The organism is Pseudarthrobacter sp. ATCC 49987 (assembly GCF_009928425.1).
GTDB lineage: Bacteria > Actinomycetota > Actinomycetes > Actinomycetales > Micrococcaceae > Arthrobacter.
The window spans coordinates 1,107,849-1,121,823 of record NZ_JAABNS010000001.1; the positions used below are offsets into that span (position 1 = coordinate 1,107,849).

The window sequence follows — 13,975 nt, forward strand, 5'->3', positions numbered from 1 at the left end:
TCCAAGACGGGCCCGGAGCCTCAGGATGCGGGGTGAAACACCATCTACACAGCAGCTGCCAACGTCTCGGAGCGCCAGCTCGCGCCGCCGTCGTTGGCCATCTCCACGGTGATCTTCGCCCTCCGCCCCAGCGAGCGTTCCGGACGTCCCACCCTCTGGATCCCGCTGGTGCGCCGCATCCGGGAACCGTTCAAGGGCCTGTGGGCGCTGCCCGGCGGCCCGCTGACCCATGCCGAGTCCCTGCCGGACGCCGCCTCGCGGAACCTGCAGGAGACCACCGGACTGGCGCCCAGCTACCTCGAACAGCTTTACGCGTTCGGTGGCCTGCACCGTTCGCCCACGCAGCGCGTCGTTTCGATTGTGTACTGGGCGCTGGTCCAGCCCACCGAGGCCGCGCTCGCGGACGAATCCGAGAATGTCCGGTGGTTCCGCGCGGACCGGCTCGGCGACCTGGCCTTCGACCACAACGCGATCGTCGACTACGCGCTCTGGCGGCTGCGCAACAAGATGGCCTACGGGTCCATCGCCTACCACCTGCTCGGCGAGTACTTCACGCTGGCCCAGGTCCGGGAGGTCTACGAGGCCGTCCTGGACCGCGAGCTGGACCCGGCCAACTTCCGCCGCCAGGTCAAGGCCACGCCCGAGATCGAAGAAACCGACCAGTACCTGCAGGGCGGCAAACACCGTCCGCCCCGCCTCTACCGCTTTACCGGCCGCCCAGGCCTTGACCCAGACAACAGGAGCACACCATGAGCAGCGTCAATACGGCCATCCAGCTGATCACGCGCGAGCAGGCCACCAGCAACAGCGCCAAGGGCAGGGCAACGGCCGCCACGTGCAGCCCGGCGCTCGCCCGCGGGCCCTGGGACTACGACCTCGCCGAGGCCCTCGCCGGTGTGCCCGCCTACGGCCCAGGAGCCTCCGTCGCGGACGTCGCACCGGCGTCGACCCCCCGGCAGGGCCAGCTCCCGGAGGAATACAAGACGGCCAGCGACGCCGAACTCGACATGCGGATCAGGGCCGCCAAGGCAACGCTCGGGGACCGCGCCGTGGTCCTTGGCCATTTCTACCAGCGCGACGAAGTGGTGGCATACGCCGACTTCGTGGGTGACTCCTTCCAGCTCGCCAACGCGGCGTTGACCCGTCCGGACGCCGAAGCCATCATCTTCTGCGGTGTGCACTTCATGGCAGAAACCGCCGACATCCTGTCCCGCCCGGACCAGGCCGTGATCCTGCCCAACCTGGCCGCGGGCTGCTCCATGGCGGACATGGCGGACATCGACTCCGTAACCGAATGCTGGGAACAGCTCGAGGAACTGTTCGGCACCGAGCCCGGCGCCGACGGCCGGGTTCCGGTCATTCCGGTCACCTACATGAACTCCTCGGCCGCGCTCAAGGGCTTCTGCGGGGAGCACGGCGGCATCGTGTGCACGTCCTCGAACGCGGCCACGGTCCTGGAATGGGCGTTCGAGCGCGGCCAGCGCGTGCTGTTCTTCCCGGACCAGCACCTGGGCCGCAACACCGCCAAGGCCATGGGCGTGCCGCTGGAACAGATGCCGATGTGGAACCCGCGCAAGGACCTCGGCGGCAACGACGAGCAGGCCCTGCAGGACTCCCGGGTGATCCTGTGGCACGGCTTCTGCTCGGTCCACAAGCGCTTCAACGTGGCCCAGATCGAGAAGGCCCGCGCCGAGTTCCCCGGGGTCCAGGTGATCGTGCACCCGGAATGCCCGATGGAAGTGGTGGATGCCGCCGATTCCGCCGGGTCCACCGACTTCATCCGCAAAGCCATCGCCGCCGCGGCCGAGCCCACCGTCTTCGCCGTCGGCACCGAGATCAACCTCGTCAACCGGCTGGCCGCGGAAAATCCGCAGCACACCATCTTCTGCCTGGACCCGGTGATCTGCCCCTGCTCCACGATGTACCGCATCCACCCCGGCTACCTCGCCTGGGTCCTGGAGGCACTGGTGCGGGGCGAGGCGGTCAACCGCATCACGGTGGAGGACGCCGTCGCCGCCCCGGCACGGGTGGCTCTCGAGCGGATGCTGGCGGCCCGGCCGTGACCAGGCCGCTGCGTTTGGTAGTTGTCGGCAGCGGCATTGCGGGACTGTACGCCGCACTGCTGGCCTCTGACGCCGCGCCCGGCAGCGGGCCGGACGGCGGGCCGGCCTTCGAGGTGGTGCTCCTGACCAAGGGAACGCTCGAGCAGAGCAACACCTTCTACGCCCAGGGCGGCGTCTCGGCCGTCCTCACGCCGGGGGAGGCCGCGCCCGGCGATTCCGTCGCAGCCCACATCGCCGACACCCTCGCCGCCGGCGCCGGGCTCAACGACCCCGACGCCGTGCGGGTCCTGTGCACCGAGGCAGTCCGGGACATCGCGGGGCTGCAGCGGTTCGGGGTCCAGTTCGACGGCGGGCCCGGCGGCGGACCGGCGCTTGGCCTTGAGGCGGCCCATTCCGCCGCCCGCATCCTGCACGCCGGCGGCGACGCGACGGGTGCCCGCATCGCCCGCGCCCTCGTCGCCGCCGTCCTGGACCGCGCGTTGCAGGGGCGGCTAAGGGTCGAGACCGGGGCCTTCGTGACCGAACTCCTCACCGGGCGCCCCGGAGCCGGTCCGGCGGGCGTCCCTCGGGTCACCGGCCTCGCCTACCTGTCCCACGGGCAGCCCCGGCAGCTGGACGCCGACGCGGTGCTCCTGGCCACCGGAGGCGCCGGACGGATCTTCGCCCGGACCAGCAACCCCTCCGTCGCCACAGCCGATGGCCTGGCCCTGGCCTGGCGGGCGGGGGCGGCTGTCCGGGACCTGGAGTTCTTCCAGTTCCACCCCACCACCCTGGCGGCGGACGAGATCCCCGGCGGTCCGCCCGCACTGCTCATCTCGGAAGCGGTCCGCGGGGAAGGCGCCGTCCTGCTCGACGCAGCCGGCTACCGCTTTATGCCCGGCTACCACCCGGATGCCGAACTGGCACCGCGCGACGTCGTCTCCCGCAGCATCGCCCTGCACCTCGCCGCGACGGGCGCCCCGGCGGACAGCCCCGTGTACCTGGACGCCCGGGGAATCGAGGCCACCCGCGGTCCCGGTTTCCTGGCACGGCGGTTCCCCACCATCACCGCCGCCACCCGCGCCGCCGGCTACGACTGGACCACCCAAACGCTTCCGGTGTCCCCGGCGGCCCATTACTGGATGGGAGGCGTGGCCACCGACCTCTGGGGCCGCACCTCCGTGCCGGGACTCTACGCCGCCGGTGAAGTCGCGTGCACCGGCGCGCAGGGCGCCAACCGGCTGGCCAGCAATTCGCTCCTGGAGGGGCTGGTCTTCGGCCGGCGCGCGGTGGAGGCCTTCCTCGGTGGCGAAACGGGCTGGGCGTCGGCCCCGCGTGGCGTACCGTCGCACGACGGCACTGCTCCGCGGGCTGTCTCGGCCGCTGGCGGCCTCCCCTTGACGCCCGCTTCCGCAGCGCTGTCGCGCGCCTCTGCCGGGGAAGAAGCTCCACCGGCGGCTCCCGAGATTGGTGTGAAGTCGATGCTTGAGGCCGGGGTCTTCTCGCGCGACGCTCTTGGGCGGTTGATGACCGCGCACGCTGGCGTGTTGCGCAGCGGCGAGCAACTGCGGGAGGCGGAGGCCACCCTTGCTGTCTGGGCCGCCGTCGTCCGTCCCGAGATCGTGACGGACGCGGTGGACCCGTCCGGGCACGAGGACCGGAACCTGCTCCTGGCCGCCCAACTGCTCGTCGCCGCAGCGCGGAAGCGGACCGGCTCGGTGGGCGCCCACTACCGGGCGGACGCCGCCGCCGCCGCCGCCCTTATCGCAGTGCCCGCGGCCCCCGGCCGCTCCGCCCCGCCAGCTGGCACACACAGCCACCGGCATGCCGCCGTATCCCGTCCGAAACAAAGGATTTCGTCATGACAGCACCCGCCGCAGCCCGCCCGGCCGCCCTCCCGGTGACGACGCTCGCCGGAACCCTTCCCGCAGCCGCCGTCGACGCCGTGCTGCGGGCCGCCCTGGACGAGGACGCACCGTACGGCGACATCACCTCGCAGACACTCATCCCCGCGGACACACGCGCGACGGCGGTCCTGGCCGCACGCGTCCCCGGCGTGCTCAGCGGCGGGGAGGTGTTCGCGGCCGCGATGAAGCTCACGGACCCCGGCGCCGACGTCGAACTCCTCGTGGCTGACGGTTCCGCCTTCGCCGCCGGCACGGCGCTCGCGAGGGTCAGCGGGAACGCCCGCGCCGTGCTGCTCGCCGAACGCGTGGCACTGAACCTGGTCCAGCGGATGAGCGCCATCGCCACCAGGACGGCGGAGTTCGTCGCCCTGGTGGACGGCACCGGGGCGCGCATCACCGACACCCGCAAAACGACGCCGGGCCTGCGGGTGCTGGAACGCTATGCCGTGCGCTGCGGCGGCGGAGCCAACCACCGCTTTGGCCTCTCGGACGCCGTGCTGGCCAAGGACAACCATCTGGCCGTCCTGACCGGGGGAGACCCGTCGAAGCTCACGGCCGTGCTGCGGGAAGCCAAAGGCCGCCTCGGGCACACCACCCACTTCGAAGTGGAGGTGGACAGCATGGACCAGATCGGGCCCGTTCTGGCAGCCGGGGTGGACACCATCATGCTGGACAACTTCACCCTGGCGGACCTTGCCGCCGGGGTGGCCCTGGTGGCCGGCCGGGCCCGGGTCGAGGCCAGCGGAAACGTCAACCTGGCCACCGTCGCCGGCATCGCCGGCACCGGGGTGGACGTCATCTCGATCGGCGGGCTCACCCACAGCGTCGCCGCCCTGGACCTGGGCCTCGACATTGAACTCGGCCTCGGCACGGAACAGAACAACCACCGGACGGCCGGCCAGGCAACGCCATGATCTTCCTCGACGCCGCGGCCACCACCCCGGTCCGCCGCGAGGTAATCGAGGCCATGTGGCCGTTCCTCACCGGGGAATTCGGCAACCCCTCAAGCCACCATTCGCTCGGCGACTCCGCCGCCACGGCGCTCGCCGGGTCACGGGCGGCGACGGCCCAGGCGCTGGGCTGCCGCCCGGGCGAGATCATCTTCACCTCCGGTGGCACGGAGGCGGACAACCTGGCCGTCAAAGGCATTGCCCTGGCGCGCCGCGCCGCGGACTCCCGGCTGGACCGGGTGGTGATCAGCGCCGTCGAGCATCCTGCTGTGGAGGAGTCCGCCCGCTACCTGGAACGCGTGCACGGCTTCGCCGTCGACGTGGTGCCGGTGGATTCCTGCGGCCGCGTCACCGGGGAGGCCCTCGCCGCCGCGCTCCGGCCGGAGACCGCGCTGGTCAGCATTATGTATGCCAACAATGAAGTGGGCACGGTGCAGCCGATTGCGGAGCTGGCTGCGCTGGCCCGCGCGCGCGGAATACCGTTCCACACCGACGCGGTCCAGGCAGCCGGCTGGCTCCCGCTCGACACCGCAGCCCTCGGCGTCGACGCCCTGAGTATCTCCGGCCACAAACTGGGCGCGCCCAAAGGGAACGGGGCCCTGTTCGTGCGGGGCCGGATCCGGCTGGAACCCGTGATCCACGGCGGCGGACAGGAACGCGGGCGCCGGTCAGGGACCGAAAACGTGGCCGGGGCCGTCGCCCTCGCGACGGCGCTCACCCTCGCGCAGACCTCCCAGGGGGACCGTGCGGCCCATGTTGCTGCCCTGCGCGATGACTTCATCCGCGCGGTGCAGGCGGGGGTTCCGGGCGCGGTCCTCACCGGCCACCCGAGCGAGCGGCTGCCCGCCGTGGCCTCGTTCTGCTTCCCGGGGACCAGCGGCGAATCCGTGCTGCTGGAACTCGAACGCCAGGGAGTCATCTGTTCCAGCGGCTCCGCCTGCGCCGCGGGTTCGGACGAGCCGTCCCCGGTGCTGCGCGCGATGGGCATCAACGCCGAAACCGCCCAGACCGCGGTCCGCTTCAGCTTCGATTCGACCATCACGGCGGCGGAACTGCAGGAGGCGGCGGCCGCGGTCCGCACCGCCGTCGGCAGCGTCCAGGCCCTCGGCACCCCGTCACCCCGGGTTGCCCTATCACTTAATGCTGGTCCGGGGCCCCCAGAGGGACGATATCTGATAGGGCAAACCGGGTGCGTATCGGTGCCGGGCCCGGCGGAAGATCCAGTGCCGCAACAGGGTAAAGCGGACAGCCGTGGCAGCGAAGCCGGAGATTGTGGTGGTCCATAGCTCGTCGGCGACCGTGGCCCCGGGGTTGATCCAGTGCAGCACGCCGAGGCTGCCGCCGGTGATCAGCAGCGCCACCAGGATGACGATCAGGCCGTTGAGGTGGTCGCGCTTGAGCCGGTGGCGTTCGGTGATCTTGAAGGTCAGCCTCCGGTTCAGCGCCGTGTTCATCAGGGACGTGAGGATGAGGGCTGTCGCGTTGGCCGGCTGCGAACCGAGGTACGGCCGGAGGAAGGCATAGAGCGCCAGCGACGTCACCGTGCAGACAATGCCGACGCCTGTGAACCTCAGCAGCTGCCGGACCAGCGGGTAGCGGAGGATGCCGCGGTGCCGCCGGGGAGCAGGAGGCCGGCCCGGGGCAGGGGCAGGGGCAGGGGCAGGAGCGGGGGCAGGGGAGTGCTGCTCGAGCTGGGCATCCATCCGCTCAGTACAGCTCGCCGGCAGGGATCTCCACGGCCAGACGGTTGGACGGGCCCGCGAGGGGGCATGCCCACGCCTCGTTGTAGGCACAGGACGGGTTGTAGGCGAAGTTGAAATCAACGACGAACTCGGCCTCCGGGCCCGAACCCTGCACGCCGTGGAAGGCGCCCTTGATGGTGTCCAGCAGGTAGCGCCCGGCGCCGTAGCTGCCGCCGGGCTGTCCCGCCGTGGCGTCACGGAACGGCACAAAGATGCCGCCGCCGTATCCATGGAGTTTCCAGACGGCGAGCTGGCCCAGTTCCGGCAGATCGAAAGTGCCCAGCCGGACAAACCGGACCACACCGTCGGTGCCGGTCTCAACATTCATTTCCCGCCCCGCGCCCTCGCCCGTCAGCGGGATGTGGAAGCGGTAGATCGGGTCGTAGTCCGCCGTCTTCAGGCCGCCGAAGCTGGACTTGGCAGCCGCGGTCAGCGGCGAGGCCGGGTGCGTGCCGAACATCCGGTCCCGCTCCTGGCGCCAGTACGAATGGGCCTCGGCCGGGTCCTCCGCAGCGATCTTCCGCACGTTGGCGTAAAGCGCAAAGGTCCGGAGCCGCCAGTCCGCGATGTCGACGGCGGAGATGTCCGCCACGCTGTCATGGGCCCCGAAATCCCGGGAGCCAAAATCCTGATCCGCCATGTCCCCAGCGTATCCCGCTTTGCCCGCGGCAAATCGCGCCGCCGGCGGCGGGTCCCGGGCGCCGACCTGGCCGTAGACTTTCGCGCATGCAGACCACCTCCGCACCGCCCGTCAGCCGCGCTGCCGCCGCACTGGCAGAACTCGTGCGGTTCCGCACAGTCTCCTCCCGGCTGGAGCACGAGGTGGACACCGGCGAATTCGACGGCTTCATCGCCGCGCTGGCCCGGCTGTATCCCGCTGTCCACGCCGCCCTGGACCTCGAACGCGTCGATGGCCACGCGCTGCTGTACCGCTGGCCAGGTACCGGCCCGGACGCTGCGGCGCGCCCGGCTGTGCTGATGGCACACTACGACGTCGTCCCGGCCGGCGATCCGGACGGCTGGACCCGGCCGCCGTTTTCCGGGCACAACGACGGCACCTACCTGTGGGGCCGCGGGACCCTCGATGACAAGGGGCAGCTGGTCGCCGTCATGGAAGCAGCGGAAACCCTGCTCACGGCAGGGTTCGCCCCCGCCCACGACCTTTACTTCTCCTTCGGCAACAACGAGGAGACCGCCGGGAACAGCGCAGCGGCCGCGGCGGAACTGCTGGCCGGCCGGGGCGTGAAACCCTGGCTCGTGCTGGACGAGGGCGGCGCCGTCGCCGGCGGGGCCTTCCCGGGCGTGACCCGGCCGGCCGCCGTCGTCGGAGTGGCCGAAAAGGGGATCCTGGACGTGGAACTGCTGACCAGGGATCCCGGCGGCCACGCCTCCACCCCGCCCCGGATGGGCGCCACGGCGCGGCTGGCCCGCGCCATCACCCGGATCGAACGCAGCCCCTTCCCGCAGTCGCTGCCGGACGTGACCGCGGAAATGCTCCGGCGCTTCGGCCCGCACGTCCCCGCTCCCATGCGGGCGGTGTTCGGCAGGCTGTCCGTGTTCCGGGCCCCGGTGACGCTGCTCTTTGGCCGGATGGGAAACGAGACCAACGCGATGACCCGCACCACCGTCGCCATCACCACGCTGGAGGGCAGCGCCGCAGCCAACGTCCTGGCCGCGACGGCCCGGGCGAATGCCAACATCCGGGTGGCCGTGGGGGAAACCGTTGAGGGGACTGTGGAGCGGCTGCGGCGGATCATCAGGGACCCGAAGGTCGAGTTGCGCGTCGTGGAGGGCAACGACCCGTCGCCGGTCTCGGCCCACTCCGGGGCGCAGTGGCAGCTGCTGGAGGGCTGCATTGCCAAGGCCTTCCCGGAGGCGCTCGTCACGCCGTACATCATGATGGGCGGCACGGATTCGCGCCGCTTCACCGGCATCTGTGACGCCGTCTACCGCTTCGCCCCGTTCTATATGGATGCCGAGGCGCGGGGCTCCATCCACGCCGTCGACGAGAAGATTGCACTGGAGACCCTGGAACGCGGCGTCGGCTTCTACGAAACGCTGATCCGGGAACTCTGAGCGGCCCCATGTCCCGTTACGCTGGCACCATGACTGGGACGGATACCTTCCGGCGGACGCCGGCCCGCGGCGTTCGCATCGCTGCTGCCCTGGCGCTCGCCGCCGCCGCACTTTCCGGCTGCAGCAGTGAAAGCAAGGGCACCCCCGCCTGGACGGCGGACGGCAGTGCGGGCGCCAGCGCAGCGGCCTCCCCGGCCGGCCCGTCCGCGGCCGGCACGAGCCCGGGCGCCTCGCCAGGGTCCACCGCCTCCACCTCGGCGTCACCCGGCTCGACGGCGGCGGCCTGGAAGGTTTTCACCGATCCGGCGAAGACCGTCAGTTTTGAACTGCCGCAGGAGTGGATCGCCCAGTCGGTAACCCCCGGGCAGGGAACCCTGCCCGGGGCACTGAAGATCGAGGTTAAGGACGCCGACGGCGGTTATCTTGCCACCCTGCAGACCGGCCTCCAGCCGACCCCCGCCGCGGCCTGTCCGGACGACGCCGCGAAACCGTATGTCGTCGTCAACAGCGTCCCGGTTGACCTGCCGCACCGCGGCGGGGACGGCACCATCGACCCCCGGGTGGTGTTCCGGGTGATCCAGGGCTACAAATACTTTGGCTCCTACGGCATCACCAACATCGTCGGCGGCACGGACGGAAAATCCTGCGTGCTCCAGAACCTGGTCCGCGGCCCCGAGGGCAAGGGCGACTATTCCTTCGGTGACCTGACGGAGCTGAGGGCGTTCGCCACGGACCAGAAGGTTGCGCCGGCCAAGGCTTTCGACACCCTCGACCAGGCCGCCAAATACGTCAACGAAGGCTCAGAATTCGCCAACGTCCAGCGGATGCTAATGTCTCTGAAGATCAAAAACTAGTCCCGCACCGCCCTGACACAACCGGGCCGGGAGCGGCGACTTTCCCCGCCGTTGCCTCACACCCCGGAGATACATGGAACGCTCTGTAGCCGCCCGCATGGCCTTCAAGACCGTGGCCGACACCAAGGTCGCCCTGGCGGTGTCCGTGGCACGCAACCCCGGTTACAGCGGTTTCGTCGAGTCACTGTCCGTCACCTCCGGCGGCGAAGATGTCCCGCTCACGGAGCTCTCGGACCACCACGGCGGCCGCTTCCACTACATGGAATTCGCGGAGCCCACAGAAGTGTTTGTGGAGTACACGGCCAGCGTCAGCGGCTTCGCGGTGCCGGAGGAACCCCGGCTGATGGAGCTCATCCGCTACGTCCGGCCGAGCCGGTACGCCGAGTCCGACCGGCTCCTGCCGTCCGCCTACGCCGAATTCGGCGGCCTGCAGGGCACGGAGCTGGTGCATGCCGTGCGCAATTGGGTCTTCAGCGAATTGCGCTACATCAGCGGATCCTCACGCGGGACCGACGGCGCCGTCGAGACGCTGCTGCACCGCCGCGGGGTCTGCCGCGACTTCGCCCACCTGGCGATCGCGCTGCTGCGCGCCAAGAACATTCCGGCCCGGCTCGCCGCCGTGTACGCCCCGGGCCTGAGCCCGATGGACTTCCACGCGGTGGCCGAGGCCCACGTCAACGGCGCCTGGCACGTCATCGATCCCACCGGCCTGGCGCCCCGGGAGAGCATGCTGCGGATCACCGCCGGCCGGGATTCCTCGGATACCGCGTTCCTGTCCACGGTGGGAGGCAGCCTGTCGCTGACGCAGCTGCAGGTGACCGCCGTCGTCGACGGCGAACTGCCGGACGAGGATCCGGCGAAGCTCGTCACCCTCCAGTAGCGGCCAGCTGCCAGTGGCCCTGGGCCCGGCGCGGGCGGATCAGCGCGCGGTCACCGAGGCCCGCAGCTTCTCCGTCAGGCGCAGCAGCTCCTGCTGTTCGGCCGCCGTCAGCGCCGGACCCACCAGGGTAGCGATGTCACGGACGTGCTCCCGGCCGATCTGCTTCTGCAGCTCCCAGCCGGCTTCGGTGAGCTTGACCAGGACACCGCGCCCGTCGTCGGGGGCCGGCATCCGCTCCACGAGGCCCCGCTTTTCTAGGCGCTCCACGAGCCGGCTGAGGCTGGACTGGCTCAGCAGCACGTGGTCGTTGAGCTCGTTCTGCCGGAGCCACCCGGAGGGGCAGCGTGAGAGCGTGAACAGCACGTCGTACTCGTTCAGGGCCAGGGTCTTGAACGCGGGGCCGGCCTGCAGCCTCCGCATCACCGCCACCTGGGCGCGGAACAGGGATTCCCAGGTCTCCGCGGCCAGGCGCACCGGCGACTCGCTTGTCTTGGCGGACATCACACGCTCTGGGTGCCGGCAGGGCTGGCGGCTTCGCTGGACGGCTGCCCGGCCGCGGCCAGGGAGGCGGCCACGCGTCCGGCATGGGTGGGCGGCTCGGGGACGTGGGCCGGGGTCTTGTCGGCGTATTCCTTGCGCAGGACCGGCAGGACCTCTTCGCCGAACAGGTCCAGCTGCTCCAGCACGGTCTTCAGCGGCAGGCCCGCGTGGTCGATCAGGAACAGCTGGCGCTGGTAATCGCCGAAGTACTCACGGAAGCTCAGTGTCTTCTCGATGACTTCCTGCGGGCTGCCGACAGTCAGCGGGGTCTGTGAGGTGAAGTCCTCGAGCGACGGGCCGTGGCCGTAGACAGGGGCATTGTCGAAGTACGGTCGGAACTCCTTGACGGCGTCCTGCGAGTTCTTTCGCATGAAGAACTGGCCGCCGAGTCCCACGATCGCCTGGTCGGCCTTGCCATGGCCGTAGTGCTCGTAACGTTCGCGGTAGAGGCCGATCAGCTGCTGGTAGTGCTCCTTGGGCCAGAAGATGTTGTTCGCAAAGAAGCCATCGCCATAGTAGGCGGCCACTTCCGCGATCTGCGGCGTGCGGATCGAACCGTGCCATACGAAGGGGGCGACGCCGTCGAGCGGGCGCGGGGTGGAGGTGAAGTTCTGCAGCGGCGTGCGGTGCTTGCCGGACCAGTTGACGGTGTCTTCGTCCCAGAGGCGGCGCAGCAGGGAGTAGTTTTCGAGCGCGAGCTCGATGCCGTCCTGGATGTTCTTGCCAAACCAGGGGTACACAGGGGCGGTGTTGCCCCGGCCCAGGACCAGGTCCACGCGGCCGTCGGCGAGGTGCTGGAGCATGGCGAAGTCCTCGGCGATCTTCACCGGGTCATTGGTGGTGATGAGCGTTGTGGCCGTCGACAGGATGATGCGCTCCGTCTGGGCGGCGATGTAAGCCAGGGTCGTCGTGGGGGAGGAGGAGAAAAAGGGCCGGTTGTGGTGCTCGCCGATGGCGTAGACATCCATGCCGATTTCCTCGACTTTTTTGGCGATCGCCACGGACGCCTTAATGCGTTCGTGTTCCGTGGGGGTGCGGCCCGTGGTGGGGTCGGTGGTGATATCGCTGACGCTGAATACGCCGATCTGCATGAGGTGCCTTTCCTGGCCGGAGTCTTCCGGGAGCTGTTTCCACTATAACCGATTTAGATGCATTTGCATCTATCGACGGGTATAACGTCCGCCACGTCCGAATATTCCCCGCCAGCGCCGCGCGAGTTTTCCGCCAGCTCTTCCCGCCTGTCTCAAAGGCGCAGGCCTAGGATGCAATCAATCGGCTGGCGAACAGGAGTCCAACCCGCCCGGAAGGCCGCCATGCGCCGTGTCGTTGCGTTTCCGTGTCTCGTGGAGATCACCAGCGGGATCCTGCAGGGCTACTACACGCCCATCCGCACCGACATCGCCCGGCATCTGAACATCCACGACGGCGCCGTCAACTGGTTCGAGGCCGCGCAGCTGATGGTCAGCGCACTGGCCGTCCCCGTGCTGGCCAAACTCGGTGACATGTACGGGCACCGGAGAATCCTGCTTGTGTCCACCCTGCTGACAGCTGCCGCGTCCTGGGGTGTGGCGCTCGCCCCGGACTTCTGGACCTTCCTGGCGGCCTGGTCCCTGCAGGGTTTCTATGTGGTCTGGCTGCCGCTGGAGATTGCCCTGATCTTCAGCCGGGTGCACCGCTTGCCCGACGGCGCTGCCCGCACCCGGCGCGCCGCCGGCCTCCTCGTCGGAGCGCTGGAATTCGGCGTGATCGCCGGTGCCCTTGCCGCAGGTGCCCTGGTGGAGGCCTGGACCGGCCAGCTGCAGCTTGTGCTGATGGTTCCTGCCGTGGCTGTCTCGGCCTGCTGGTTCGCCATCCGCTTCGGCGTGCCGGAGTCCCTGGAACGCAGCGGCGGCCGACTGGATACCCGCGGGTTCGCGTTCCTCGCCGTCGGGCTCCTGCTGATCACGTCCGGGCTGACCTTCATGCGGCTCAACGGCCCCGGCGCGTGGTGGCCATGGGCGCTGGTTGCTGCAGGGATCCTGGTTTTCGTCCTGTTCACCCGGTTCGAGCTGGGCCGGGAGGATCCGCTGGTGGACATCCGGATGCTGCGTGCCAAGTCCATGTGGCCGGTCCAGCTGACCGCCGGCCTGTTCGGCGTCTCGGTGCTGGGCGCGCAGGCGCCGCTGTCCACCTTCGCCCGGACCGACCCGGCAGTCCACGGCTACGGGCTCGGGCTGCGCGCCGGCCAGGTTTCGATCATCATCGGCGTCTACGTGCTGGCGCTGCTGGCAGGTGCCCTGCTCTATCCGCTGGTGACCCGCAGGCTGACCCCGCGCTGGACGCTGGTCTGCGCGGCCGTATTGGTCGGCGGGGGATATCTGCTGTTCCTGCCGTTCCACTCCAGCCTCGCCGGGACGCTCGTCAACATGGGGATTGCCGGTATCGGCTCCGGCGCCCTCGTGGCCGCCCTGCCCTCGGCGGCGGCCGCGGCCGCACCGCTCAACCGGACCGCGATGGCCACCGGCCTGACCAACACCACCAAGACGATTGGCGGCGCCGTCGCCTCTGCGGTGTTTGGCATCGCCCTGCTGAGCCACGTCCTTGGCGAGGCCGGGGCCGCCGCGGGGGAAGCCGGCGAAACCGCGGCGCCCCTGGCCGGTTACCTGACGGTGTGGACGATCTGCGGCGTGACGGGGCTGGCTGCGGCTGCGGCGCTGGTCCTGGTGCCGAGGCTGGCGTTCTCCGATCCGGCACCCGTCGCTGACCCGCTGCCGGCGGGCTCGCACTAGGCTGGCTAGCACTAAACGGGCGAGCCGATCGGGGACCGGAACCGACGCCACCTACGGGGATGGCTCCCGCCGCTCCAGGGACAAGGTCTTTCTCTGGAGCCGCCGGGGCGCTATCTTCGTAGCTTGGAGGGTGCCCACATGGTCAAAAGGCCCGGAAGTGCTGCGGCCGCAATCCTGCTTGCAATCAGTCTCCTACTGGCGGGATGCACGGCTCCC

General features: G+C 70.0%; 12 protein-coding genes and 1 pseudogene. 9 read left to right on the forward strand and 4 right to left on the reverse strand.

What is annotated here, in order from left to right:
• Positions 1 to 42 precede the first annotated feature (42 nt).
• Genes GXK59_RS05180 through GXK59_RS05200 form a run of 5 tightly spaced genes read left to right on the forward strand, consistent with a single transcriptional unit; the run spans position 43 to position 6,185 of the window.
• Entirely contained in the window at positions 43 to 753 is a 711-nt protein-coding gene (locus GXK59_RS05180; protein WP_160669006.1) for an NUDIX hydrolase, read from the forward strand.
• Positions 750 to 2,063 (forward strand): quinolinate synthase NadA, encoded by a 1,314-nt coding sequence (nadA, locus tag GXK59_RS05185; protein WP_160664931.1) that lies wholly within the window; start codon positions 750 to 752, stop codon positions 2,061 to 2,063. The genes GXK59_RS05180 and nadA overlap by 4 nt, the downstream gene beginning before the upstream one ends.
• Positions 2,060 to 3,907 carry an L-aspartate oxidase gene (locus GXK59_RS05190; RefSeq protein WP_160664933.1) on the forward strand — a complete coding sequence of 616 codons (1,848 nt, stop codon included), beginning with the start codon at positions 2,060 to 2,062 and terminating at the stop codon, positions 3,905 to 3,907. The genes nadA and GXK59_RS05190 overlap by 4 nt, the downstream gene beginning before the upstream one ends.
• On the forward strand, positions 3,904 to 4,863 hold the full coding sequence (gene nadC, locus GXK59_RS05195) for a carboxylating nicotinate-nucleotide diphosphorylase (protein ID WP_202129061.1): 960 nt from the start codon (positions 3,904 to 3,906) through the stop codon (positions 4,861 to 4,863). Before GXK59_RS05190 ends, nadC begins: the two co-directional genes overlap by 4 nt.
• On the forward strand, positions 4,860 to 6,185 hold the full coding sequence (locus tag GXK59_RS05200) for a cysteine desulfurase family protein (RefSeq protein WP_160664935.1): 1,326 nt from the start codon (positions 4,860 to 4,862) through the stop codon (positions 6,183 to 6,185). Before nadC ends, GXK59_RS05200 begins: the two co-directional genes overlap by 4 nt.
• Here GXK59_RS05200 and GXK59_RS20620 read toward each other — a convergent pair.
• Positions 6,096 to 6,602, reverse strand: a pseudogene (locus GXK59_RS20620) (GtrA family protein); the annotation flags it as partial. The gene GXK59_RS05200 and the pseudogene GXK59_RS20620 overlap by 90 nt on opposite strands.
• Before the next feature lie 4 nt (positions 6,603 to 6,606).
• Positions 6,607 to 7,281, reverse strand: coding sequence for a DUF1684 domain-containing protein (locus GXK59_RS05210; protein WP_160664940.1), 675 nt, complete (start codon positions 7,279 to 7,281; stop codon positions 6,607 to 6,609).
• Between the two features lie 86 nt (positions 7,282 to 7,367).
• Between GXK59_RS05210 and GXK59_RS05215 the strand changes: the two genes are divergently transcribed.
• The 3 genes from GXK59_RS05215 to GXK59_RS05225 all read left to right on the forward strand — a co-directional run bounded on the left by GXK59_RS05215 (position 7,368) and on the right by GXK59_RS05225 (position 10,451).
• Positions 7,368 to 8,717 carry a M20/M25/M40 family metallo-hydrolase gene (locus tag GXK59_RS05215; protein WP_160664942.1) on the forward strand — a complete coding sequence of 450 codons (1,350 nt, stop codon included), beginning with the start codon at positions 7,368 to 7,370 and terminating at the stop codon, positions 8,715 to 8,717.
• A gap of 29 nt (positions 8,718 to 8,746) precedes the next feature.
• Positions 8,747 to 9,571 (forward strand): hypothetical protein, encoded by an 825-nt coding sequence (locus GXK59_RS05220; protein ID WP_160664944.1) that lies wholly within the window; start codon positions 8,747 to 8,749, stop codon positions 9,569 to 9,571.
• A gap of 73 nt (positions 9,572 to 9,644) precedes the next feature.
• Positions 9,645 to 10,451: a transglutaminase-like domain-containing protein gene (locus GXK59_RS05225; protein ID WP_160664946.1), complete on the forward strand. Its 807-nt coding sequence runs from the start codon at positions 9,645 to 9,647 to the stop codon at positions 10,449 to 10,451.
• Between the two features lie 39 nt (positions 10,452 to 10,490).
• On the opposite strand, the gene GXK59_RS05230 is transcribed toward GXK59_RS05225, so the two are convergent.
• Both GXK59_RS05230 and GXK59_RS05235 read right to left on the reverse strand, forming a co-directional pair.
• Positions 10,491 to 10,952: a MarR family winged helix-turn-helix transcriptional regulator gene (locus GXK59_RS05230; protein WP_160664948.1), complete on the reverse strand. Its 462-nt coding sequence runs from the start codon at positions 10,950 to 10,952 to the stop codon at positions 10,491 to 10,493.
• Entirely contained in the window at positions 10,952 to 12,082 is a 1,131-nt protein-coding gene (locus GXK59_RS05235) for an LLM class flavin-dependent oxidoreductase (protein WP_160664950.1), read from the reverse strand. The genes GXK59_RS05230 and GXK59_RS05235 overlap by 1 nt, the downstream gene beginning before the upstream one ends.
• A 252-nt stretch (positions 12,083 to 12,334) precedes the next feature.
• Between GXK59_RS05235 and GXK59_RS05240 the strand changes: the two genes are divergently transcribed.
• A complete protein-coding gene (locus tag GXK59_RS05240; protein ID WP_237393790.1) occupies positions 12,335 to 13,759 on the forward strand; it encodes an MFS transporter in 1,425 nt (474 codons plus the stop codon).
• Positions 13,760 to 13,975: the final 216 nt, after the last annotated feature.

Excerpts from the sequence above, each read along its gene's own strand:
- GXK59_RS05215 (WP_160664942.1), top strand. The coding sequence starts at position 7,368 with ATGCAGACCACCTCCGCACCGCCCGTCAGCCGCGCTGCCGCCGCACTG.
- nadC (WP_202129061.1), top strand. The coding sequence starts at position 3,904 with ATGACAGCACCCGCCGCAGCCCGCCCGGCCGCCCTCCCGGTGACGACG.
- GXK59_RS05230 (WP_160664948.1), bottom strand. The coding sequence starts at position 10,952 with ATGTCCGCCAAGACAAGCGAGTCGCCGGTGCGCCTGGCCGCGGAGACC.
- GXK59_RS05225 (WP_160664946.1), top strand. The coding sequence starts at position 9,645 with ATGGAACGCTCTGTAGCCGCCCGCATGGCCTTCAAGACCGTGGCCGAC.
- GXK59_RS05220 (WP_160664944.1), top strand. The coding sequence starts at position 8,747 with ATGACTGGGACGGATACCTTCCGGCGGACGCCGGCCCGCGGCGTTCGC.
- GXK59_RS05200 (WP_160664935.1), top strand. The coding sequence starts at position 4,860 with ATGATCTTCCTCGACGCCGCGGCCACCACCCCGGTCCGCCGCGAGGTA.
- GXK59_RS05235 (WP_160664950.1), bottom strand. The coding sequence starts at position 12,082 with ATGCAGATCGGCGTATTCAGCGTCAGCGATATCACCACCGACCCCACC.
- nadA (WP_160664931.1), top strand. The coding sequence starts at position 750 with ATGAGCAGCGTCAATACGGCCATCCAGCTGATCACGCGCGAGCAGGCC.
- GXK59_RS05210 (WP_160664940.1), bottom strand. The coding sequence starts at position 7,281 with ATGGCGGATCAGGATTTTGGCTCCCGGGATTTCGGGGCCCATGACAGC.